This window comes from Variovorax sp. UC74_104 (assembly GCF_044055375.1).
Classification (GTDB): domain Bacteria; phylum Pseudomonadota; class Gammaproteobacteria; order Burkholderiales; family Burkholderiaceae_C; genus Variovorax.
The window spans coordinates 5,229,137-5,252,046 of record NZ_CP171978.1 but is presented as its reverse complement, the minus strand read 5'-3'; the positions used below and the strand labels follow the sequence as shown (position 1 = coordinate 5,252,046).

Genomic DNA, 22,910 nt, shown 5'->3' with positions numbered 1-22,910 from the left:
TATATTCCGCCGAAACGAATTCCGGAACAAGTCGTTCCGACTTTTAGAGCGCAACTCGCCCCCCTCATCCTTCCAGGAGACGCCCCCATGAGCCAGAAGCCAGCCGCCGCCCCCGCACGCGAAGCCGTCAAGGGCGTGCAGAAGATGACGCCCTCCGAGGCCTTCGTCGAGACCATGGTCGCCAACGGCGTGACCGACATCTTCGGCATCATGGGCTCGGCCTTCATGGACGCGATGGACATCTTCGCGCCCGCGGGCATCCGGCTGATCCCGGTGGTGCACGAACAGGGCGGCGCGCACATGGCCGACGGCTATGCGCGCGTGTCCGGCCGCCACGGCCTCGTCATCGGCCAGAACGGCCCCGGCATCAGCAACTGCGTGACCGCCATCGCGGCCGCCTACTGGGCGCACAGCCCGGTGGTCATCGTCACGCCCGAGACCGGCACCATGGGCATGGGCCTCGGCGGCTTCCAGGAGGCCAACCAGCTGCCGATGTTCCAGGAGTTCACCAAGTACCAGGGCCACGTCAACAACCCCAAGCGCATGGCCGAGTACACGGCGCGCTGCTTCGACCGCGCCATCTCCGAGATGGGCCCGACGCAGCTGAACATTCCGCGCGACTACTTCTACGGCGAGATCCAGTGCGAGATCCCGAAGCCCATGCGCGTGGAGCGCGGCGCGGGCGGCGAGCAGAGCCTGGAGGCGGCGGTCGAGCTGCTGGCCTCCGCGAAATTCCCGGTGATCCTCTCGGGCGGTGGCGTGGTCATGGGCGACGCGGTGGAGGAGTGCAAGGCCCTCGCCGAACGCCTGGGCGCGCCGGTTGCCAACGGCTACCTGCGCAACGACTCCTTCCCCGCGAGCCACCCGCTGTGGGCCGGCCCGCTGGGCTACCAGGGCTCCAAGGCCGCGATGAAGCTCATCGCGCAGGCCGACGTGGTGCTCGCGCTCGGCTCGCGCATGGGCCCCTTCGGCACGCTGCCGCAGCACGGCATGGACTACTGGCCGAAGGAAGCCAAGATCATCCAGGTCGAGGCCGACCACACCAACCTGGGCCTGGTGAAGAAGATCACCGTGGGCATCCACGGCGACGCCAAGGCCACGGCCAAGGAACTGCTCAAGCGGCTGCAGGGCAAGACGCTGGCCTGCGACGCCACCAAGGCCGAGCGCGCCGAGAAGATCAAGGCCGAGAAGGCCGCGTGGGAGAAGGAGCTCGACGAGTGGACCCACGAGCGCGACCAGTTCAGCCTCGACGTCATCGAGGAAGCCAAGGGCGAGAAGACGCCCACCGGCGGCAGCTACCTGCATCCGCGTCAGGTGCTGCGCGAGCTCGAGAAGGCCATGCCGCCGCGCGTGATGGTCTCCACCGACATCGGCAACATCAACGCCATCGCCAACAGCTACCTGCGCTTCGAGGAGCCGCGCAGTTTCTTCGCGCCGATGAGCTTCGGCAACTGCGGCTACTCGCTGCCCACCATGATCGGCGCCAAGTGCGCGGCACCCGACCGCCCGGCCGTGGCCTATGCCGGCGACGGCGCGTGGGGCATGAGCATGGTCGAGATCATGACGGCCGTGCGCCACGACATCCCGGTGACGGCGGTGGTCTTCCACAACCGCCAGTGGGGCGCCGAGAAGAAGAACCAGGTCGACTTCTACAACCGCCGCTTCGTGGCCGGCGAACTCGAGAGCGAGAGCTTCGCGGGCATCGCCAAGGCCATGGGCGCCGAGGGCATCGTGGTCGACAGGCTCGAAGACGTGGGCCCGGCGCTGAAGAAGGCCATCGACATGCAGATGAACGAGCGCAAGACCTGCGTGATCGAGATCATGTGCACCCGCGAGCTGGGCGACCCGTTCCGCCGCGATGCGCTGTCGAAGCCGGTACGATTCCTCGACAAGTACAAGGACTACGTCTGAACGCCAGCCACTGCACCCCATGACCGGTTCGCTGCTCACGCTCAACGCGGGTTCGTCGTCCATCAAGGTCGCGTTGTTCGACGCGGCCGGCGATGGCGATGCCGCGCTGCCGGCTGCGCGCTGGTCGGGGCAGGCCGACGGGCTCGGCGCGGGCCTGAAGGCACGGCTGCGCGTGCGAGATGCCGACGGGCAGACGCTGCACGACACGCCGCTCGAAGGCGCTCAGGCCTCGCACCAGGGCGCGCTTGCGGCGTTGCTCGATTGGCACGCGAAGCAGTCGGGAGAAGGGCGCATCGCGGCCGTGGGCCATCGCATCGTGCATGGCGGCGCGGACTTCGTGGCGCCGGTGCACATCGATGCCGGCGTGCTCGAAGCGCTGGCCGCGCTGGAGCCGCTGGCGCCGCTGCACCAGCCGCACAACCTCGCGGGTGTGCGTGCCGCGATGGCCGCTTTCGATGGCGTGCCGCAGGTGGCGTGCTTCGACACCGCATTCCACGCGGTGCAGCCCGAGGTCAACCGGCGCTTTGCGCTGCCGCGCGAGTTGCACGACGCGGGCGTGCGTCGCTACGGCTTCCACGGCCTTTCCTACGAATCCATCGTCGCGCAGTTCGCGGACATCGCGCCCGAGCTCGCGCAGCGGCGGGTGATCGTCGCGCACCTGGGCAACGGCGCCTCGATGTGCGCCATCGCGCAGGGCCATTCGGTCGCGACGACGATGACCTTCTCTCCGCTCGACGGTCTCACGATGGGTACGCGCTGCGGCCACCTCGACGCGGCCGTCGTGCTCTACCTGATGCGCTCGCGCGGCATGTCCGCCGACGAGGTCGAGGCGCTGCTGTTCCGCCAGTCGGGGCTGCTCGGCATCTCGGGCGTCTCCAGCGACATGCGCGTGCTGGAAGCTTCGGCCGAGCCTGCCGCTGCCGAGGCCATCGGCCACTTCGCCGAGCAGGTGGTGCAGCACATGGGCAGCCTCGCGGCGGCACTGCGCGGCATCGATGCCATCGTGTTCACCGGCGGCATCGGCGAGAACGGTGCGGCGCTGCGCGAACGCATCCTCGAAGACTGCGAGTGGATGGGCGTGAATGTCGATGCCGCCGCCAACCGCAGCGGTGCGGCACGGCTGACGAGGGCCGAGAGCCCCGTCAGTGCATGGGTGCTGCGCACCGATGAAGAAGCGGTGATCGCCAGGCACACGGCGCGCGTGCTGCGGGCGGCCGGCTGAAGGGCGCTCTCTCTTTCTCTTCTCTGCTGGTTGCAAGGAGCCCATCGCCTCGGAGCTCAGCGGCGCGGTGTCTTGCCGACGAACTCAGCCGGAGCACAACAAGATCAGGCCCTAGGCTAGCAGCGCCCGGGCCAGGCTCGCCATGGCCGAGGCGCGGCGCTGCAGCAGCCGCTGCGCGGCTTCCAGCGCAATGCGCTCGAAGCGGATCGATTCGCCCGGCATGCGCTGGGCCAGCAAGGGCAGGTCGACGCCCGCGACCTGGGCGATGCGCGGGTAGCCGCCGCTGGTCTGGCGGTCGGCCATCAGCACGATGGGCTGGCCGTCCGGCGGAACCTGCATCGTGCCGAAGGCGACGGCCTCGGACAGCATGTCGCGTGGTGCGCTGCGCTGCAGCACGGGCCCTTCGAGCCGGTAGCCCATGCGGTCCGACTGCGAGCCGATGCGGTAGGCCTCGGACAGCAGAGTCCGTTGCGAAGCATCGGTGAACTGGGGCCATTCCGGCCCCTCGACGATGCGGACCGTGGCGCCCGCCGCGCCACGCTCCAGCAAGCCGTGCAGCACAGCGTTCGCGGTCGGCGTGACGACGGGCGTTGCGCCGAGCGTGAAGGCCGGCAGGGGCACGACATCGCCCTTGCGCAGCGCCCGGCCCTGAAAGCCGCCGAGCGCGCCGCGCAGGTAGGTGCTGCGGCTGCCCATCGCAGCCGGCAGCCCGAAGCCGCCGGCCAGCGCCAGGTAGCTGCGCAGGCCGCGGCGGCGCCTGCCGAACTGCAGCAATGCGCCGGCCGGCACATGCACGGGCTGCAGCATGGGGATCGGCGTGGCGGCGTCGGTGCCGGGGGGCTGCAGCGTGGGGCTCAGGTCCGCGCCGGCCAGTGCGATGCGGCTGTCGCGGCCGAAGCGCAGCGAAGGCCCCATCAGCGTGATTTCGAGCGTGGCTTCCTCGCAGGCGTTGCCGGCGATGAGGTTGGCGATGCCGTGCGACAGCGGGTCCATGGCACCGCACACCGGCATGCCGATGGCCTGCGAGCCGATGCGCCCCAGGTCCTGGAAGGTGCTCAGCAAGCCCGGATTGACCACCTCCAGACTCATGCGGCCTCCATGGCGCGCGCGAAGCTGTCCGGGTCGATCGCCTTGAAGCGGATGCGGTCGCCGGGGCGCAGCAGGCATGGTTCGGCGCGCGCAGGATCGAACAGCCGCAGCGGGGTGCGACCGATCATGTGCCATCCGCCGGGTGCAGCCACCGGGTAGACCACGGTCTGCCGGTTGGCGATGCACACGGTGCCCATGGGCATGTGGGTGCGCGGCGTCGCGCGGCGGGGGATGGCCAGCGCCGGATCGAGCCGGCCCACGTAAGGATTGCCGGGCGCGAATCCGATCATGTAGACGCGCTGCTCTTCGCTGGGGTTCTGGTGCAGGGCGATGAGCTCGTCCGGCGTCATGCCGCAGGCGGCGGAGGTCTCCTCGAGGTCGGGACCGAACTCGCCGCCGTAGCAGACGGGAATCTCGATCAGCCGGTCCGTGGTGCCGACGGACAGCCCTTCGCGCTCGGGAAGCAAGGGCGACAGCAGGCGCAGCAGCGCAGCGAAAGGGCTCTCGTTGCCATCAGTGGGAACGGCGTCGGCGCGGTAGTGCACGCCGACCACGCTGAAAGCCGGCAGCACATCGGTCACCCCCGGCAGGCGGCCGGCGGCGAGCGCGACCGCGATGCGGTCGGCCAGCGCGCAGACGCGGCGGTTGACGCCGGGGTCCAGCGTGTCGCCGAGGACGATGCGCAGCGCGCTGTCGCCCAGCGGCTCGATGCGTGCCGGGAGTGGCGACAGGACGCTCATGACGCCGCCTGCGCCGCGCGGGCTTCCAACGCCTCGTTGTGGTGGATGCCTTCGATCTCGAGCGCCTGCAAGGCGCGCCGCATGATCGCGATCGTGGTCTCGCAGCCGGAGCCGTGCGAGATGAGCTTGGCGATCATCGGGTCCTCGACATGGAGCCGGCACTCGCCCGCATCGGAATGGACCGCGATGGTGGCAGCTCCCAACTGGCGACAGGCAATCTCTCCCCGGTTGGCAATGAGGATCTTCTGGAACACGTGGGCGGTCGTGAATGAAAGGAGGAGGCAGTCTAGGAATGGCCGCCTGCATTGCCAACCCAGAACTTTTACGCCGATCCATTCAGGAATATTGAACAGGTGACAACAAGCGCCACCGCGCCCGGCCGCCTGCGCGCGCCTCAGGTCAGGCCAGAGGGGTCACCCAGCGTGCATCGTGGCGCCTGCAGAAATTGCGCGCTCCCTTGCGCAGGACTTCCGCGGTGCGTACCACCAGCGGTGAGGCATTCCACGGGTACCAGAGCGACATCTTGAAGGCCGGCAGCGGCGGAAGGTCGAATTCGACCAGGTCGCCGCGCTCGATCTGTTCCTTCACGAAGATGCCCGGCACCAGCGCCACGCCCACGCCTTCGCGCGTCAGCGCCAGCTGGGCGGCGATGCTGGGTGCCGCCGACACCCGCAGTTCGCTCAGCGCCACGCCCTGGCGGCCCGCCATCTGCTGGATGACGTTCATCGCATCCAGGTAGGGCTGCGTGCCGCGCACCTGCGTCAGCAGCTGCTGGCGCAGCACGCTGTGCTGCAGGTCTCGCCTGGGAAGCAGTCCCTTGCGCGCCACCCAGTGCACGGGCAGCATCATCAGGTCTTCCACCGTGGCGTGAGAGGGATGCACGGCGCTGGAGACGCGCATCACCAGGTCGAGGTTGCCCGACAGCATCTGTTCGGCGAGGTTCACGGTGAGGTCCACCTGCAGGTCGAGCTCGACGCCGGGAAGGCTGGAGCGCATGAGCTTCATCAGGTCGGGCAGGCAGGTATGCACGACCGTCTCGATGATGCCCACGCGCACGCGCCCGCCGATCTCCGCGCCGGTGTCGCGCGCGGTGGCCTCCATCTTGCGCGTGGTCTCCAGCAGCGACTCGGCGGGCTGCACCAGCCGTGCTCCATGCTCCGTCAGCGTCATGCTCCTGCCGTCGTACAGGAACAGCGACACCCCCAGCTCCTCTTCCAGCGAGCGCAGGCGCATCGATATGGCGCCGGGCGTGGTGTGCATGACTTCCGCAACCCGGCGGACGCTGCCGATGCGGGCCAGAAGAATGAAGGTTTCCACGAAACGGGTGTTCATCGTCGTTATTCCAAATGGTGCGTGCGGCGCTCCGTCTTGGTGGGCCGTGTTCGATTGTTGTGCGCTGCTGTTCAAGTCTTCTGAACAGCTGCTTTGACAATTCTTCGATGGACGGTGGACCGGCACGCTTCATAGAGTAAGCAACTTCCTTGCTCACACGCCGAAACGCCATGACCGTCGCTTCCTCGCCCCTTGCCTTCAGGCAGCTCGTACGTGCCGGCCGGTTCACCGCGCAGACCGCCGGACAGTGCCCGGGCTACACACAGGGCAATCTCGCGATCATGCCCAGCGAGTACGCCGACGAGTTCCTGCGTTTCGCCCGGCTGAACCCGAAGTCGTGCCCGGTGATCGGCATCACCCAGGCCGGCGATCCGGCCGTGCCGGAGCTCGGCGACGACATCGACCTGCGCACCGACGTTCCCGGCTACTGCGTCTTCCGCAATGGCGAGAAGGTCGCCGAAGTGCCCCATCTGCGAGACCTCTGGCGCGACGACCTCGTCGGCTTCGTCATCGGTTGCTCGCTGTCCTTTGAGGAGGCGCTGCTGGAAGGCGGCGTGCCCGTTCGCCACATCGAGCAGAACACCACCGTTCCGATGTACGACACCAACCGCCCCAACGGGACCGCCGGGCGCTTCGGCGGCATGGGCGTGGTCAGCATGCGGCCCATGACGGCGGCGCAGGCCATCCGCGCCGTGCAGATCACGTCGCGTTTTCCCAGCACGCACGGCGCGCCGGTGCACCTGGGCGATCCGGCCGAGATCGGCATCGCCGACATCGATGCGCCCGACTACGGCGAGGCCGCGGAGATCCGTCCCGGCGAGATTCCCGTCTTCTGGGCGTGCGGCGTCACGCCGCAGCAGGCCATCCGTTCGGCCCGCCTGCCCTTTGCGATCACCCACAAGCCCGGCCACATGCTGGTCACCGACGTCCGCAACAGCCACCTCGCGGTGTTCTGAAGCGCCTTCCCGATTCCGTCACCCATCCATACCAGGAGTCATTCGATGAAACGCAGGCAAGTTCTTCTCAGCGCGGGCGCCGTGGCCGTCCTGCAGGGCGCATGGACCGAGGCGCTGGCCCAGGGCAAGGAGGTCGTCGTCGGCGCGATCTACCCGCTGACCGGCTCCAGCGCGCAAGTCGGCATCGACGCCAAGCAGGCCTTCGAGACTGCGCTGGACATCATCAACAGCGCCAGTGCGCTCGACCTGCCGACCGCCAAAAATGCCGGCCTGGCCAACCTGGGCGGCGCCAAGGTGCGCGTGGTCTATGCCGACCACCAGGCCGATCCGCAGAAGGGCCGCGCGGAGGCCGAGCGTCTCATCACGCAGGACGGCGTCTGCGCCATCGTGGGCTGCTACCACTCCTCCGTGTCCACCACCGTCAGCGCCACCTGCGAGCGCTACGGCGTGCCTTTCGTCTGTGCCGACTCCTCCTCGCCCAGCCTGAACCGCCGCAACCTGAAGTTCTTCTTCCGCACGGCAGCGCACGACGAGATGTTCTCCGAGGCCATGTTCGATTTCATGGATGCGCTCAAGGCCAAGGGTCAGAAGATCGGCTCGGTGGGGCTCTTCTACGAAGACACGATCTTCGGCACCGACTCCTCCACCGTGCAGCGCAAGCTCGCCACCGAGCGCGGCTACAAGATCGCCTGCGACATCAAGTACCGCAACAACTCTCCGTCGCTGACCGCGGAAGTGCAGCAGATCAAGAATGCCAATCCCGACGTGCTCATGCCGTCGAGCTACACCACCGACGCGATCCTGCTGACCAACACCATGGCATCGCTGGGCTACAAGCCGCGCAACATCGTCGCCCAAGCCGCGGGCTTCGTCGAGAAGCCGGCGCTCGACGCGGTCGGCGACAAGCTGGTCGGGATGATCAGCCGCGCGAGCTTCTCCGAGGACATGGGCGAGAAGCGCGCCTCCGCGAAGGCCGTCAATGCGATGTTCAAGGCCAAGGCGGGCCGCGACATGAACGACCAGACGTCGCGCCAGTTCAGTGCCCTGATGGTGCTGGCCGAAGCGATCGACCGCGCCGGCTCGGTCGATCCGCGCAAGATCCGTGACGCGCTCGCCGCCACCGACATCCCCGGCGAGAAAACCATCATGCCGTGGTCGCGCGTGAAGTTCGACGCCACCGGCCAGAACACCTTCGCCAACCCGGTACTGATCCAGTGGACCAAGGGCCGCTTCGTCACCGTGTACCCGTTCGAAGTCGCCACCGCCAAGCTGGCGTGGCCGATGAACGCCTGAGCGCCCCGGTTCGCAATGCCGCCCTTTGCACCATGACCGCTTCCGCATTGATGCAGATCCTGGCCAGCGGCCTGCTGATGGGGCTGATCTACGGCATGGTCGCCGTAGGCCTGTCTCTCATCTTCGGGCTGATGGACGTCGTGAATTTCGCCCATGGCGAATTCATGATGCTGGCCATGTACGCCACCTTCGGGTGTTTCGTCTTCTTCCACATCGACCCCGTGCTGGCCCTGCCGCTCGTGGCGGCCGTGATGTTCATCTTCGGGGCCAGTGTCTATGCCGGCGTGGTGCGCCATGCGCTGCGGGTGAAGGTCAACGCCGGCATGGTGCAGATCTTCGCCACCTTCGGCCTGGCCACGCTGATCCAGGGCGCGGCGCAGTTCTTCTTCACGCCCGACTACCGCAACATCGGCGACAACGGCTGGCTCGGCGGCAAGACGCTGGAGCTGAGCGGCCTGTTCCTGCCGTTGCCGCAGGTGTTCGGCGCGGTGGTTTCCCTGGTCGCATTCGGCGGCCTCTACCTCCTGATGAAGCACTCCGACTTCGGTCGCGCGCTGGAAGCCACGCGGGAAGACAAGGGCGCCGTGGCGCTGGTCGGCATCGACAGCAACCGGGTCTTCGCGCTGGGCTGGGGCATGGGGGCTGCGCTGGTCGGCGTGGCGGGCGCGGTGCTCTCCACCTTCTACTACATCCATCCTCAGGTCGGCGCCGCGTTCGGCACCATCGCCTACATCACCGTGGCGCTCGGCGGTTTCGGCAGCGTGTTCGGCGCCTTCGCGGCAGGCATCGTCGTCGGCCTGGTCGAGGCGCTGACGGCCGTCGTGCTGCCGCCGGCCATGAAGTCCATGGGCATCTACGTGCTCTACCTGGCCGTCATCTTCCTGCGTCCGCAGGGCCTCTTCGGAAGACTCTGATGCAACCGACGATCCTCGCCGCCACCACGGCACCCGCCGTGGCGGCTTCCACGAACGCCGCAGCCGACGCGGTGCACAGCTTCGGCCGCCGCCGACGCATGCAGCTCGTCGTTGCGCTGGCGATCTTCGTGCTGGCCGCGCTGTCGCCGCTGGTGGTGCAGAACGCCTATCTGCGAAACGTCATCGTGCTCACCCTGATGTACGCCGCGCTGTCGCAGGCCTGGAACATCCTGGGAGGCTACTGCGGCCAGATCTCGCTGGGGCACGCGCTGTATTTCGGCGTCGGTGCCTATGCCACCAGCAAGTTCTACGTCGGCTTCAACCTGCTGCCCTGGCTCGGCATGCTGAGCGGCGGGCTGATGGCCGCGGCGCTTGCGGTGGTTCTAGGCTACGGCTGCTTCCGGCTGAAGGGGCATTACTTCTCCATCGCCACCATCGTGATCGCGGAGATGGGCCTGCTCATCGTGCACAACTGGGAATGGCTGGGCGGCGCGTCGGGCATCCAGTGGCCTTTCGGCGAGGACAGCTGGGCCACCCTGCAATTCGCCCGCGACAAGACGCCCTACATCCACTTCGCGCTCGGCCTGCTGGCGCTCACCTGGTTCATCTGCTGGCTGATCGAGGACTCGCGCTGGGGCTACTGGTGGCGCGCGGTCAAGGACAACCCCGAGGCGGCCGAGAGCCTGGGCGTGACCGTGCTCAGCTCCAAGCTGGCGGCAGCGGCCATCTCGGCCTTCCTTACCGCCGTGGGCGGAGGGTTCTACGCGGCCTTCGTTTCCTACGTCGACCCGGACAGCGTGCTGCAGTTCCGCTTCTCGCTGCTGATCGTGCTGCCGGTCGTGCTGGGCGGCATCGGCACGCTGTGGGGCCCGATGCTGGGAGCGGTCATCCTGATTCCGCTGGCCGAGCTCTCGCGCAGCTACATGGGCGGCTCGGGATCGGGCTTCGACCTGATGATCTACGGCGGCCTCGTCATGGCGGTGGCGCTGCTCAAGCCCGAGGGCCTGGTCCGCCTCTGGCCGGTGCGCCAGGGTCGTCGGAAGGAGGCCGCGCCATGAGCGGCGACATCCTCCTGCAGGCCCGCCAGGTGACGCGTCGCTTCGGCGGCCTGGTGGCCAACTCCAAGGTCGATGCCCAGATCCGCAAGGGCGAGATCCTCGGGCTCATCGGGCCCAACGGGGCGGGCAAGTCGACCTTGTTCAACCTGATCGCGGGTGCCTTGCCGCCCACTTCCGGCAGCATCTTCTTCGAAGGCCGGGACATCACTGCGCTGCCCGCCACGCGGCGTTGCGCCCTGGGCATCGCCCGGACCTACCAGGTGCCGCGGTCCTTCGATTCGATGAGCGTGGTCGAGAACGTGATGATCGGCAGCTTCGTGCGACATTCCGGCGCGTCGGCCGCCCGCCACGCGGCGCTGGAGATGCTCGAGTTCACCGGCCTGGCACGCCAGGCCAACACGCCGACCCACCAGCTCACCCCGCCCGAGAAACGCCGCCTCGAAGTAGCCCGCGCGCTGGCCACCCGACCGAAGCTGCTGCTGCTGGACGAGGTGCTGACAGGCCTCACGCCCAGCGAAGCGCGGCTGGGTGTGGAGCTGATCCGCAAGGTGCGCGATGCAGGGGTCACCGTGGTCATGGTCGAGCACGTGATGGAGGTCGTGATGCCGCTGGTCGACCGGGCCCTGGTCCTGAATCTCGGGCAGGTGCTCGCCGAAGGCTCGCCGCGCGACGTGGTGCGCGACCCCGCCGTCATTTCCGCCTACCTGGGAGAGCGCCACCATGCTGCTTGACGTTCGCGGGCTCACTTCGGCCTATGCCGGGCTCGTCGCCATCTCCGACATCTCGATTTCGGTGAAGGAGGGCGAGATCGTCGTCGTCGCCGGCGCCAACGGCGCGGGCAAGTCCACGCTGCTGCAGTCGCTGATAGGCATGGTGAAGCCGCGCTCGGGGGAGGTCAGCTTCGCCGGCGAGCGCATCGAGACGCTGCCGGGTCACCAGATCGCCGCGCGAGGGCTGGCCTTCGTGCCCGAGAGCAAGCGCCTGTTCCCGCGCCTGTCGGTGGCGGACAACCTGCGCCTGGGCAGCTACCTGCATCGCAAGAAGGCCGATCGCGAAGCGCCGCTGGAGATGGTGTTCAAGCTGTTCCCCCGCCTGAAGGAACGGCTGCCGCAGCGCGCCGAGACGCTCTCCGGCGGCGAGCAGCAGATGCTGGCCATCGGCCGTGCGCTGATGACCCGGCCGCGCCTGCTGATGCTCGACGAGCCCTCGCAGGGCATCATGCCCAAGCTGGTCGACGAGATCTTCGACGCGGTCGTGGCCATCCGCGATGCCGGCGTCACCGTGCTGCTGGTCGAGCAGCGCCTGGCCGAAAGCCTCCAGATCGCCGAACGCGCGTACGTGCTGCAGACGGGGCGGGTGATCCTGTCCGGCACCGCAGCCGAGGTGCGCGACAACCCCGAAGTGCGCCGCGCCTACCTGGGCATCTGAAGAGCTAGCGCGACGAGGAGGGGCGCGGCACCACCGCGCCGCAGTGGCGCAGGAAATCCGCCGTCGCGCGGCCCAGCAGCTTGTCGCGGTGCATCACCGTCGCCAGCCGCCGCACGCCGGCCGGCAGGCGCGTGCGCAGCTCGACCAGGTGCCCGTCTTCCAGCGCCTGCGCCACCGTGTAGCGCGAGAGACACGCGAGCCCGGTGCCCGAAGCCACCACGCGCTTGATGGCTTCGGTGCTGCCCAGTTCGAAGCCTACGTGCACCTGCTCCAGGTTCTGGATCAGCCAAGCATCCGTCACCTGCCGCGTGCCTGAGCCATGCTCGCGCAGCACCCAGGTCGCCTGCGAGAGCTGCCTGTGCGTGGCGATGCGGCCCGCCAGTTCGTGGCCGGGCGCGGCGACGATCACCAGCTCGTCCTCCCGCCAGGGCCGCACCACGAGGTCGGGGTGCGTCTGCGGGCCTTCGATGAAGCCTACGTCCACGTCGAAGCCCGCTACCGCCTCGATCACGTCGTGCGTGTTCGCGATGTGCAGGTGCACCTGGCTCTGCGGATGCAGTGCCGTCCACGTCGATACCCGCTCCGGCAGCAGGTATTCGCCGATGGTGAAGCTGGCCGCCACGCGAAGCGGCGCCGCATGTTCGCCGCTGAAGAGCGCCTCGACCTCCGCGGCCTGGTCGAGCAGCGCCTGCGCCTTGGGCAGCAGCGCGCGGCCGTTCTCGTTGAGCACCAGGCGGCGCCCCAGCCGGTCAAAGAGTTGCACGCCCACAGAAGACTCCAGGTCGGCCAGCGCGCTGCTGGCCGCCGACTGCGAACGCGCGATGCGGTCGGCCGCGGCGCGGGTGCTGCCTTCGCGCGCGGTGGCGACGAACACCTCGAGCTGGCGCAGGTTCAGGCGCAGGCGGGAGCTCGATGGCGTGCCCTGCTGCTGATCAGTTTTTCCGGTCATGGTGAGCGATATTCTCTGCTTTTTCGTTTGATCGAGGCTGCATACCATCGAGCGGACCCCGCCTGAAAACAAGAAAACAAAGGACCGCCAAGTGTTCAGCTTCCTGTCTCGCGAGCCCGTGCACGACCCGCTGGCAGCGCCCACGCCCATGGCCGACACCACGGTCAAGACCACCACCTGCTACATGTGCGCCTGCCGCTGCGGCATCCGCGTGCACCTGCGCGAAGGTGAGAAGGGCCCCGAGGTCCGCTACATCGACGGCAACCCGAACCACCCGCTGAACCAGGGCGTGATCTGCGCCAAGGGCTCCTCGGGGATCATGAAGCAGGTGTCTCCTGCGCGCATCACGCAGCCGCTGCTGCGCAAGGCCGGCAGCGAGCGCGGCGCGGGCGAGTTCGAGCCGATCAGCTGGGAGCGCGCCTTCGACATGCTGACCGAGCGGCTCGCGAAGATCCGCGCCACCGATCCGAAGAAGTTCGCGCTCTTCACCGGGCGCGACCAGATGCAGGCGCTCACGGGCCTGTTCGCGCGTCAGTTCGGCACGCCCAACTACGCGGCGCACGGCGGCTTCTGCTCGGTCAACATGGCCGCGGGAATGATCTACACCATCGGCGGCAGTTTCTGGGAGTTCGGCGGGCCCGACCTCGAGCGTGCCAAGCTCTTCGTGATGATCGGCACGGCCGAGGACCATCACAGCAACCCGATGAAGATCGCCATCAGCAAGTTCAAGCGCGCTGGCGGCCGCTTCATCTCCATCAACCCGGTGCGCACCGGCTATTCGGCCATCGCCGACGAGTGGATCCCGATCAAGCCCGGCACCGACGGTGCGCTCTTCATGGCGCTGCTGCACGAGCTGATCGGCAACGAGCTGGTGGACCATGCATTCCTCAAGCGCTTCACCAATGCGCCTCAGCTCGTGGTGCTCGACGACTGCGAGCGCGAGGGACTCTTCGCCTTCGATCCCGAGCGCGGCCCGCCGGGCGACGGCCGCAATCCGCACAACAAGCTGGTGTGGGACAAGGCCAGCGGCAGCGTGAAGCCCGCGTACCCCGAAGGCATCGCCGATGGCTGCGATCCCGCGCTCGAAGGGCACTACACACTGGCCGACGGCACGCGCGTCACGCCCTCGTTCCAGCTGCTGCGTGAGCGCGTGGCGACCTGCACGCCCGAATGGGCGCAGGCCATCACCGGCATCGACGCGGCACGCATCCGCAAGCTGGCGCGCGAGATGGGCGAGACGGCGCTGAAGCAGGCCTTCGAGCTGCCCATTCCGTGGACCGACGCATGGGGCAAGGAGCATCCCACCACGCAGGCGCGGCCCGTGGCCTTCCACGCGATGCGCGGTCTCGCGGCGCATTCCAACGGCTTCCAGACGGTGCGTGCACTGGCGGTGCTGATGAGCGTGCTCGGCACCATCGACGCGCCGGGCGGCTTCAGGCACAAGGCGCCGTATCCGCGCCACATCGTGCCGAACTACAGGGCCTTCAACGACCCCGGCATGATCCAGCCGAACACGCCGCTCAATGCCGCGCCGCTGGGCTTTCCGGCCAGCCCCGACGAACTGGCGATCAACCCCGACGGCTCGCCGATCCGCATCGACCATGCGTTCTCGTGGGAACACCCGCTGTCGGCGCACGGGCTCATGCACAACGTGATCACCAACGCGGTGAAGGGCGACCCGTACCGCATCGACACGCTGCTGATCTTCATGGCCAACATGGCCTGGAACTCCAGCATGAACACGATGGCGGTGCGCGAGATGCTCAACCGCAGGGACGAGAAGGGCGAGCACATGATCCCCTTCCTGGTGGTGTGCGACGCCTTCCAGAGCGAGACCGTGGCCTTCGCCGACCTCGTGCTGCCCGATACTACCTACCTCGAGCGCCACGACGTGATGGGCATGCTCGACCGGCCCATTTCGGAATTCGACGGGCCTGTCGATTCGGTGCGCATTCCGGTGGTGCCACCCACGGGGCAGTGCAAGCCGTTCCAGGAGGTGCTGATCGAGCTGGCCTCGCGGCTGAAGTTTCCGGCCTTCACCACGCCCGAGGGCGAGCGCAAGTACAGCGGCTACCCCGACTTCATCGTCAACTTCGAGCCGCAGCCGGGCATCGGCTTCCTGATGGGTTGGCGCGGCAAGGACGGCACCGAACATCTGCGCGGCGCGCCCAACCCGAAGCAGTGGGAGGCCTACGAGAAGAACAACTGCGTTTTCCACTACCACATGCCCGAGACCATGCACTACATGCGCAACTGGAACCGGGAGTACCTCGACTTCGCGAAGGACAAGGGCTGGCGCCAGCGCAACGATCCGGTGCAGCTGGCGCTGTACTCCGATACGCTGCAGAGCTTCAGGCTCGCGGCGCAGGGCAAGACCCCGGGGCGGCAGCCGCCCGACGCGCTGCGCGAGCGCATCGACACGTATTTCGATCCGCTGCCCTTCTGGTATCCGCCGCTGGAAGAGGCCGCGACCGATCTCGATGCGTTTCCGCTCAACGCGCTCACGCAGCGTCCGATGGCCATGTACCACTCGTGGGACTCGCAGAACGCGTGGCTCAGGCAGATCCATAGCCACAACTACCTGCACGTGAACCCGGTGACGGCGCAAGCCGCGGGCATCGCCGACGGCGGCTGGTGCTGGGTCGAGAGCCGCTGGGGCAAGGTGCGCTGCATGCTGCGCCACAGCGAGGCGGTGGAGCCGGGCACCGTGTGGACGTGGAACGCCATCGGCAAGGCCGACGGCGCCTGGCAGCTCGCGCCGGGCGCGGACGAGGCACGCAAGGGCTTCCTGCTGAACCACCTGATCAGCGAGGAGCTGCCCTGTGCAGGCACCGCGAGCGGGACCATCAGCAACTCCGATCCGATCACGGGGCAGGCTGGGTGGTACGACGTACGCGTGCGCATACGGCCAGCCGAGCCGGGTGAACCGGAGGAGAGCTACCCGCAGGTCGCGAGCATGCCGGCGGTGCCTGGGGTGCTGGGGAAGGCGGCGAGCGTGCTGACGTACTTTGCGGGGAGGGGCAGGAAATGATGCAGTGGTTGAAGGAGCTTATGTCTTCGGTATCGCTCCCTCCCCCTCTGGGGGAGGGCGGGGGTGGGGGCATGGGCGCTGGAACTGGAAGCCTCGTTGCGTTGAAAGCCGATGTGCCCCCACCCCGACCCTCCCCCAGCGGGGGAGGGAGGCATGCGACGAAGCGCGCGGAGCAGGGCGAAACCCTCGCCAAGCAACTCGCCCTCGTCATCGACCTCAACGTCTGCGTCGGCTGCCACGCCTGCGTCACCTCGTGCAAGCAATGGAACACCTCCGGCAGCGCAGGCCCGCTGGCCGACGAGCGGCCTTATGCGGCCAACCCCACCGGCACCTTCTTCAACCGCGTGCAGACCTACGAGGCCGGCGCCTTCCCGGCCACCGAGACTATCCACTTCCCCAAGAGCTGCCTGCATTGCGAAGACCCGCCCTGCGTGCCCGTGTGCCCCACGGGCGCGAGCTACAAGCGCAAGGAAGACGGCATCGTGCTCGTCGACTACGACAAGTGCATCGGCTGCAAATACTGCGCATGGGCCTGCCCCTACGGCGCGCGCGAGCTCGACGAGGAGCGCCAGGTCATGACCAAGTGCACGCTGTGCGTGGACCGCATCCATGACGAGCAACTGCCCAAGGAAGACCGCAAGCCCGCCTGCGTGAAGGCATGCCCGACCGGCGCGCGCCTCTTCGGCGACGTGAAGGACCCCGAGTCGGAAGTGTCGAAGGCGATCCGCGAGCGCGGCGGCTACCAGCTGATGCCCGAGTGGGAGACCAACCCGGCCAACCGCTACCTGCCGCGGCGCATCACATCGTCGACGCAAGAGCTGGAGTAGGCCGCACCATGCATCCCGCGTTCTCGATTCTTTTCTTCACCACGCTGGCCGGCGCTGCGCAGGGGCTGGTGTTCGCGTTCGCGCTGGCCGTGCTCTTCGGGCTCGAACTCGCGCCGGGCTTCCTGGGCCTTGCGCTGGGCGTGGCCGAGGTGCTGCTGGTGGCGGGCCTCGCTGCATCCTTCATGCACCTGGGCCGCAAGACGCGCGCGTGGCGCGCGGTGCTGATGTGGCGCACCTCGTGGATGTCGCGCGAGGTGATCGTGCTGCCGGCCTTCATCGCGCTGGTGGCGCTGTGGTGGCTGTCGCTGCGGGCCGGCGGGGGCACGCCGTGGTCGTGGCTGCTGCCCTTGCTCACGCTGTGCGGCGCAGTGCTGCTCTGGTACTGCACCGCGATGATCTACGCCTGCCTGCGCTTCATCGAGGAATGGGCGCATCCGCTGACCATCGTCAACTTCACGCTGATCGGGCTTTCGTCGGGGCTGGTGCTGGCCTGCGCGATGGCGGCGCTGGCCGGCGAAGCGCGCTTCGTCCAGGTGTTCGGGCCTTGTGCGCTTGCCGCTACGCTGGCGGCGTGGGCTGCGCGCGGCACTGCGCTGCGGCGCAATGCAGGCATCCGGCACAAGTCGACGCTGCAGTCGGCCACTGGCATCCGCACGCAGAAGCTGGTGCAGAAATCGATGGGCATGTCGGCCGGGTCGTTCAACACCCGCGAGTTCTTCCATGGCGCTTCGCTTGCCGTGCTGGGCAACATGAAACTCGGCTTCCTGCTGCTGGCCTTCGTGCTGCCCGCGTTGCTGCTGGCGTGGGGCGTGGCGGGTGCGGGCGCACTGCCGTGGGTGCTGGCGGCGCTGGTGCAGGCGCCGGGGCTGCTGGCCGAGCGCTGGTTCTTCTTCGCGCAGGCCCGGCATCCGCAGAACCTGTACTACCAGGTCGTTTCCTAGGCCTCGAAGTTCAGCGCGAGGCCGGGCGTGGGCCAGTCGTCGATGGCGATGAGCCTTCCGCTGCCCGAGAGCGTGACGTAGGCCGAGCGCCGCTCGCGTCCACCGAAGCAGATGTTGGTGGTGTAGCGGTCGGGCAGCGGCACGTGTTCGACCGTGCTGCCGTCGGGCGCGACGATGCTGATGCCGCCATGCAGCAGCGTCGCCACGCAGATGTTGCCGAGCGCGTCGACCGCCATCGAGTCGAAGCGCTGGTAGTGCCCGCCCGGCGAGGCGCAGAGCATGCGGCCGCCGTGCGGCGAGGGCCAGCCGTCCTTGCGCACGCGGCCCGGCGCCGTGATGTCGAAGGCCCAGACGCGGGCGCCCTCGGTCTCGGCGTAGTAGAGCGTGCCGCCGTCGGGCGAGAGGGCGATGCCGTTGGGCGTCATCACCGGCCGCGCGATCACGCTGGCGGCGCTGCCGTCGGCGTGCCCGTAGAACAGGCCGCCGCGGTCCATGTCGCGCTCGCGCACCTTGCCCAGGTCGGTGAAGTAGAAGCCGCCATGTGCGTCGAACACGATGTCGTTGGGGCCGCACAGTGCGCCGCCGTCGATCGTGTCGTACAGACGCTCGACGCCGCCAGTGGCGAGGTTCACGCGTTCGATGCGGCCGCCCGAATAGTCTTCTGCCTGGCCAACCGGCCGCAGGCAGCCGTCGGCCTCGGTGTGCCACCTGAAGCCGCCGTTGTTGCAGACGTAGACCGCGCCGTCGGGCCCGATGGCCGCGCCGTTCGGCCCGCCGCCCAGGTCGGCAACCACCTGCACGAGCCCGTCGGCGCGCACGCGTGTGAGCGTGCCGCGCGCGATCTCGACCAGCAGCACGGAGCCATCGTCCATGGCGATCGGACCTTCTGGAAACTGCAGGCCGGTGGCGAGTTCGCGGATGCGCATCGGGGGCTCCTCGGTGATCGGGCGGACCTCCAGTTTGCGCCAGATCGGTTTGATGCGTGCCGGTCGGGGATGTGCGTTCACCGTCTCGTCATCCCCGGCGGACAGCCGGCCGCGGCTGGAGCCGTCGATGCTACTTTTTTGCGCCCTGCATGCGCGCGATGATCTTCGAAGTCTCGTTGCCTTCCCGGCGGCCATCCGGATAGATGCGCATGTAGTCGAAGACCTTGGCCTGCGAAACCTTCACCATCTGGCCGGCGCGCAGGTCCGGAACATCGACCGGGTCGTTCCTCAGCAGGCCCTCGATGGCGTCGCCGTTCCAGCGGGCGACCTCGACCCACATCCATTCGTTGCCGCCGCCGGTCGTGGTGAACGGCGCCTTCACCAGGATATATTCACCCGGCTGCAGGCCCTTGGCGAAGGCTTCACGCAGCTTGGGCAGCTGCGCGGTGGCCGCCTTGCTGGCAGCGAGCAGTTCGTCGTTGTGCTTCACGCGGGTGACCGAGTCTTCGCCGGTGCCGAAGACCGAGCTCAACATGGCGTCTTGCTGCGCGTAGCGGTCGGGTCCCTTGTAGCGGTCGAAGCGGATCTCGTAGAGCCTGTTCTGCGGATCCCCGCTTTCCCAGGTGCCGTTGACCAGCGAGAGTCTTGCCACCGCGGCTGCGTTGGGCTTGAGGCCCGAGAGCAACGGGTCTCGCGCACCGGCGTGCCTGAGCGCGCGCAGGTCCATGTCGAACTGGCCGGGCTTCGCCAGCGTGATGCCCTCGGCCATCGCCTGCGAGAAGGCGTTGACGAGGCTGCCCATGGGCCGGTTGCTCGACCACGAGAAATCGCTCACCACCACGTCGGGCAGGCCGAACTTGCCCATGCCGAGCGTGATGGCCCGCACCATTTCGCCGCTGCGGTAGGCGTGGATGGTCATGTGCTGCGACACGTCGGGCAGGCCGCCGGCCCAGGTGTCGATGCGCCGCTTCTGCCATTCGTCGGGCGAGAAGACTTCGCGCGTTTCCTCGTCCCACAGAAGGCCGCCGGTGTCGCGTGCGACCTGCAGGGCGACCTGCAGCGCCTTCTGCATGGCGGCGGAAGACTGCTGCGCGGGGTGCGCGAAATCGAGGATCAGCGCCTTGTCGGCCTTCTGCAGCGCTTCCGCCTGCTCGCGCGAGATGCCGCGGCCGAAGCGCTGCAGCGATTCCATGTCGGGTGCGCGGTAGTCCTTCAGCACGGTGGTGGTGTTCCAGTTCGCGAAGACCACGGGCGCGGTGACCGAGGAGGGTGCCGGCATGGACGCCAGGAGCTTCGGGCTGCCGCCGGTCTTGCCGAGCGCGCCGCGCAGCGCGGCCATCGGGTCGGCTGCGGGCGCCTTGGCGTAGTAGATGGCGAACTGGAAGCGGACGGGCCCGGTCTGTTGCGGCGAACCAGCGGGCACCGGCGCGCCGGGGACGGGTTTGGCGGCGGCCTGCGTTGCGGCCGGCGTCGCGGCGAAGGGGGCTGTGCTCATCGAGAGAACGAGCGCGGTGAGTGCGAGGCGGAACGGCAGGTTCATGTTCGTGTTGTTGTCGTCGTCGTTGTCGTCGTTGTCGTCGGGAGCGCTAGCCCCGCCGCGAACCCGCGGCGCGCGGCGTGCCCGGCAGCAGGTGGTCCAGCGGCAGCGCGGTTTCCGACTTGATCTCGCGCAGCACGATGCTCGAGCGCACGTGCGTCACGCCGGGCAGGCTGAACAGCACCTCGTGCAGGAAGCGCTCGTAGTGCTTCATGTCGGGCACGGTCACGTTGAGGATGTAGTCGGCCGGGCCGGTGGCCGACACGCAGCGGATGATCTGCGGGCTCGCGGCCACGGCCTCCTCGAAGCGCTGCACCATCGTCTCGCTGTGGCGGTCGAGGTTCACCTCGGCGACGGCCGAGACGTGCAGGCCGACGAGTTCGGGGTCGACCAGCGTGGTGTAGCCGCGGATGACGCCGGCTGCCTCCATGTCCTTGATGCGCTTCCAGCAGGGCGTGGGCGAGAGGCCGACGGCCTCGGAGATCTGCTGCACGGTCTGGCGGCCGTCGTGCTGCAGCGCGGAGAGGATCTTGAGGCAGTGCTCGTCGAGGGAAACAGGGCCGGCATTCATCGCGGGTAGTGGGGTTCGGGGGATCGGATGCCGATCCCGGCCGTCGTCGCGATTCTCCTTGATCGATGCGGCAGCGCAATGCCGCGCCCCGGCCGCCGGCGGCGCTCCTGTTATGCGTCGGAGGTGCGCGCGAATTCCACCGGCAGGTCCTTGAACTGCTTCTTCAGCGAGGCCTCGGGCGAGCCGCCGACCACGATGCGCGCGAAGGCGTCGAGCGGGCTGAAGAAGGCGGGGCGCAGCGTGCCGAGCTTGCTCTCGTCGACGACCAGGTAGCTCTGCGACGCGCTGCGGATGGCCGCCTGCTTCACCGGCACTTCGTGGAAGTTGGAGCAGCTCGCGCCGCGTTCCACGTCGATGCCGCCCGCCGAGATGAAGGCCTTGTTCACGCCGAGCCTGGCGAGGTATTGCAGGCCCTCGTCGGAGAAGAAGGTGGCGGAGGAGGGGTGGTACAGGCCGCCGAGCAGCATCAGCTGCGTGTTCGGGCGGCGGCTGAGCACCTGCGCGATGTTCGTGGAGTAACACACCACGCTCAACGGCATCTCGGGCGGCAGCGCCTCCGCGAAATGGACCATGGTGGTGCCGCAGTCGATGAACAGGCTGTCGTGCGGCTGCACGAGTTCGGCGGCGCGCTCGCAGGCCAGGCGCTTGTTGGCCGCGTGCTGGTCGCTGGCCTCGTCGAGCGAGTAGCGCTCGGCGCCCGGCAGCGTGGTCGCGAGCACGTAGCCTCCCAGAGCGGAAAGTGGCGATTCGGCCGACGCCAGGTCGCGGCGGATCGTCATCTCCGTCACTTCGAGCTGCAGCGCCGCCTGCTTGATCGGCAGCGGGCCGCCGGCTTCCACGAGTTCCTGCATCCTGGCCAGGCGCACAGCCCGGGCCTCCGCTCCGGCGGTTCTTCTCATGTTCGGTTTCCTCAGGTCCACGTGCCGGAGTATCGGGCATTGCATGCCGTTTCAATGTTGTTTGAAAAACATATTGCGCAGATAAATGTTGTTGTAATAACATTTGCGTCAACACGAACACCAAGGCTCACCGCGATGCGATGCGACGAGCCTCCGGAGACAAAAGACATGCCCCTTGCCGTCCCGCCGCACTCGCGGCCCTTGCGCGCCACGGCGCCCGCCCATCCATGACCTCCACTTCCCTCGTTCGCCCCAGCGGCGCGGTGCGCTCGCGCCCGGCTTCGCCTGCGGCCGCGCCCCAGGCGCCCGCCGAGACGCCTGCGCAGACCCACACCGCTGCCGCGCGCAACACCGCCCAGCCTTTCGACCTCGGCTGGATCGACGGCATCCGCTTCAACCTTTCCGCCGCCGAGCGCCGCGTGGCCACGCTGCCCGGCCGTCGCTCGGTCAAGAAGGATGCGCAGGCCGGCTGGCTGCTCAAGGCCATCACCTGCATCGACCTCACCACGCTCAGCGGCGACGACACCGCCGAGCGCGTGAAGCGGCTCTGCGCCAAGGCCGTGACGCCGGTTCGCCCCGACCTACTGGCCGCACTCGGCTTTACCGACCGCAAGCTGCACACGGGTGCGGTGTGCGTCTATCACCGCTTCGTATCGACGGCGGTCGAGGCGCTGGCGGGCACCGGCATTCCGGTGGCGGCGGTGTCCACGGGCTTTCCGGCGGGGCTGATCCCGCACGAGCTGAAGCTCAAGGAGATCGAGGCCGCGGTGCGCGACGGCGCCTCGGAGATCGACATCGTCATCACCCGCGAGCACGTGCTCGCGGGCCAGTGGAAGAAGCTCTACGACGAGATGCTCGACTTTCGCCGCGCGGCGGGCGAGGCGCACGTGAAGGCGATCCTCGCGACGGGCGAGCTCAAGACGCTGCGCAACGTCGCGAAGGCCTCGATGGTCTGCATGATGGCCGGCGCCGATTTCATCAAGACCTCCACCGGCAAGGAGGGCGTGAACGCCACGCCGCTGGTCACGCTCGCGATGCTGCGGATGATCCGCCAGTACGAGGCCCGCACCGGCCTGCGCGTGGGCTACAAGCCCGCGGGCGGCGTCTCCACCGCCAAGACCGCGCTCGACTACCAGGTGCTCATGAAGGAAGAGCTGGGCCGCGACTGGCTCGAGCCCGACCTGTTCCGCATCGGCGCCTCCACGCTGCTGGCCGACATCGAGCGCCAGCTGGAGCACCACGTCACCGGCCGCTACTCGGCCTACAACCGCCACCCGATCGGATGA

General features: G+C 68.2%; 21 protein-coding genes. 12 read left to right on the top strand and 9 right to left on the bottom strand.

All coding sequences use genetic code 11. The features are described 5' to 3' along the window. Positions 1-87: 87 nt before the first annotated feature. Both xsc and ACHMXA_RS24645 read left to right on the top strand, forming a co-directional pair. The gene (gene xsc / locus ACHMXA_RS24650; RefSeq protein WP_395316645.1) at positions 88-1,911 is read left to right on the top strand and encodes a sulfoacetaldehyde acetyltransferase; all 1,824 of its coding nucleotides are present in this window, start codon (positions 88-90) and stop codon (positions 1,909-1,911) included. A 19-nt stretch (positions 1,912-1,930) separates the two neighbouring features. Further along, on the top strand, positions 1,931-3,133 hold the full coding sequence (locus tag ACHMXA_RS24645; protein ID WP_395316644.1) for an acetate/propionate family kinase: 1,203 nt from the start codon (positions 1,931-1,933) through the stop codon (positions 3,131-3,133). A gap of 111 nt (positions 3,134-3,244) precedes the next feature. Here ACHMXA_RS24645 and ACHMXA_RS24640 read toward each other — a convergent pair whose 3' ends face one another. From ACHMXA_RS24640 to ACHMXA_RS24625, 4 genes are all read right to left on the bottom strand, one after another. After that, positions 3,245-4,222, bottom strand: a complete 978-nt coding sequence (locus ACHMXA_RS24640; RefSeq protein ID WP_395316643.1) for a biotin-dependent carboxyltransferase family protein — start codon at positions 4,220-4,222, stop codon at positions 3,245-3,247. After that, positions 4,219-4,962 (bottom strand): 5-oxoprolinase subunit PxpB, encoded by a 744-nt coding sequence (gene pxpB / locus ACHMXA_RS24635; RefSeq protein ID WP_395316642.1) that lies wholly within the window; start codon positions 4,960-4,962, stop codon positions 4,219-4,221. The genes ACHMXA_RS24640 and pxpB overlap by 4 nt, the downstream gene beginning before the upstream one ends. Next, the gene (locus tag ACHMXA_RS24630) at positions 4,959-5,216 is read right to left on the bottom strand and encodes a biotin carboxylase N-terminal domain-containing protein (protein ID WP_395316641.1); all 258 of its coding nucleotides are present in this window, start codon (positions 5,214-5,216) and stop codon (positions 4,959-4,961) included. Before ACHMXA_RS24630 ends, pxpB begins: the two co-directional genes overlap by 4 nt. Before the next feature lie 145 nt (positions 5,217-5,361). Then, positions 5,362-6,294 (bottom strand): LysR family transcriptional regulator, encoded by a 933-nt coding sequence (locus tag ACHMXA_RS24625; protein WP_395316640.1) that lies wholly within the window; start codon positions 6,292-6,294, stop codon positions 5,362-5,364. Positions 6,295-6,464: 170 nt separating this feature from the next. Between ACHMXA_RS24625 and ACHMXA_RS24620 the strand changes: the two genes are divergently transcribed. Genes ACHMXA_RS24620 through ACHMXA_RS24595 form a run of 6 tightly spaced genes read left to right on the top strand, consistent with a single transcriptional unit; the run spans position 6,465 to position 11,943 of the window. Next, positions 6,465-7,250, top strand: coding sequence for a putative hydro-lyase (locus ACHMXA_RS24620; protein WP_395316639.1), 786 nt, complete (start codon positions 6,465-6,467; stop codon positions 7,248-7,250). Positions 7,251-7,295: 45 nt separating this feature from the next. Then, positions 7,296-8,543, top strand: coding sequence for an ABC transporter substrate-binding protein (locus ACHMXA_RS24615; RefSeq protein ID WP_395316638.1), 1,248 nt, complete (start codon positions 7,296-7,298; stop codon positions 8,541-8,543). Positions 8,544-8,575: 32 nt separating this feature from the next. Continuing rightward, positions 8,576-9,457 carry a branched-chain amino acid ABC transporter permease gene (locus ACHMXA_RS24610; protein ID WP_395316637.1) on the top strand — a complete coding sequence of 294 codons (882 nt, stop codon included), beginning with the start codon at positions 8,576-8,578 and terminating at the stop codon, positions 9,455-9,457. Next, a complete protein-coding gene (locus ACHMXA_RS24605; RefSeq protein ID WP_395316636.1) occupies positions 9,457-10,515 on the top strand; it encodes a branched-chain amino acid ABC transporter permease in 1,059 nt (352 codons plus the stop codon). Before ACHMXA_RS24610 ends, ACHMXA_RS24605 begins: the two co-directional genes overlap by 1 nt. Continuing rightward, positions 10,512-11,246, top strand: a complete 735-nt coding sequence (locus ACHMXA_RS24600; RefSeq protein ID WP_395316635.1) for an ABC transporter ATP-binding protein — start codon at positions 10,512-10,514, stop codon at positions 11,244-11,246. Before ACHMXA_RS24605 ends, ACHMXA_RS24600 begins: the two co-directional genes overlap by 4 nt. Then, entirely contained in the window at positions 11,236-11,943 is a 708-nt protein-coding gene (locus ACHMXA_RS24595; RefSeq protein WP_218088042.1) for an ABC transporter ATP-binding protein, read from the top strand. Before ACHMXA_RS24600 ends, ACHMXA_RS24595 begins: the two co-directional genes overlap by 11 nt. Positions 11,944-11,947: 4 nt before the next feature. Here the strand turns inward: ACHMXA_RS24595 and ACHMXA_RS24590 are convergent, their stop codons facing one another. Continuing rightward, positions 11,948-12,892 (bottom strand): LysR family transcriptional regulator, encoded by a 945-nt coding sequence (locus ACHMXA_RS24590; RefSeq protein ID WP_395316634.1) that lies wholly within the window; start codon positions 12,890-12,892, stop codon positions 11,948-11,950. 91 nt (positions 12,893-12,983) lie between these two features. Between ACHMXA_RS24590 and ACHMXA_RS24585 the strand changes: the two genes are divergently transcribed. Genes ACHMXA_RS24585 through ACHMXA_RS24575 form a run of 3 tightly spaced genes read left to right on the top strand, consistent with a single transcriptional unit; the run spans position 12,984 to position 17,691 of the window. Next, positions 12,984-15,923, top strand: coding sequence for a molybdopterin-dependent oxidoreductase (locus tag ACHMXA_RS24585; RefSeq protein ID WP_395316633.1), 2,940 nt, complete (start codon positions 12,984-12,986; stop codon positions 15,921-15,923). Beyond that, positions 15,920-16,750: a 4Fe-4S dicluster domain-containing protein gene (locus tag ACHMXA_RS24580; RefSeq protein ID WP_395316632.1), complete on the top strand. Its 831-nt coding sequence runs from the start codon at positions 15,920-15,922 to the stop codon at positions 16,748-16,750. Before ACHMXA_RS24585 ends, ACHMXA_RS24580 begins: the two co-directional genes overlap by 4 nt. 8 nt (positions 16,751-16,758) lie before the next feature. Beyond that, complete coding sequence (locus ACHMXA_RS24575) at positions 16,759-17,691, top strand: dimethyl sulfoxide reductase anchor subunit family protein (RefSeq protein ID WP_395316631.1); 933 nt, start codon at positions 16,759-16,761, stop codon at positions 17,689-17,691. On the opposite strand, the gene ACHMXA_RS24570 is transcribed toward ACHMXA_RS24575, so the two are convergent. From ACHMXA_RS24570 to ACHMXA_RS24555, 4 genes are all read right to left on the bottom strand, one after another. Then, a complete protein-coding gene (locus ACHMXA_RS24570; RefSeq protein WP_395316630.1) occupies positions 17,688-18,617 on the bottom strand; it encodes an SMP-30/gluconolactonase/LRE family protein in 930 nt (309 codons plus the stop codon). The genes ACHMXA_RS24575 and ACHMXA_RS24570 overlap by 4 nt on opposite strands. A 130-nt stretch (positions 18,618-18,747) precedes the next feature. Continuing rightward, a complete protein-coding gene (locus tag ACHMXA_RS24565) occupies positions 18,748-20,157 on the bottom strand; it encodes a DUF2314 domain-containing protein (RefSeq protein WP_395316629.1) in 1,410 nt (469 codons plus the stop codon). A gap of 46 nt (positions 20,158-20,203) precedes the next feature. Further along, positions 20,204-20,725 (bottom strand): Lrp/AsnC family transcriptional regulator, encoded by a 522-nt coding sequence (locus ACHMXA_RS24560; protein ID WP_176667275.1) that lies wholly within the window; start codon positions 20,723-20,725, stop codon positions 20,204-20,206. A 110-nt stretch (positions 20,726-20,835) separates the two neighbouring features. Then, positions 20,836-21,624, bottom strand: a complete 789-nt coding sequence (locus ACHMXA_RS24555) for a DeoR/GlpR family DNA-binding transcription regulator (protein ID WP_395316628.1) — start codon at positions 21,622-21,624, stop codon at positions 20,836-20,838. Positions 21,625-21,851: 227 nt separating this feature from the next. Between ACHMXA_RS24555 and deoC the strand changes: the two genes are divergently transcribed. Continuing rightward, positions 21,852-22,910: a deoxyribose-phosphate aldolase gene (gene deoC / locus ACHMXA_RS24550; protein ID WP_395316627.1), complete on the top strand. Its 1,059-nt coding sequence runs from the start codon at positions 21,852-21,854 to the stop codon at positions 22,908-22,910.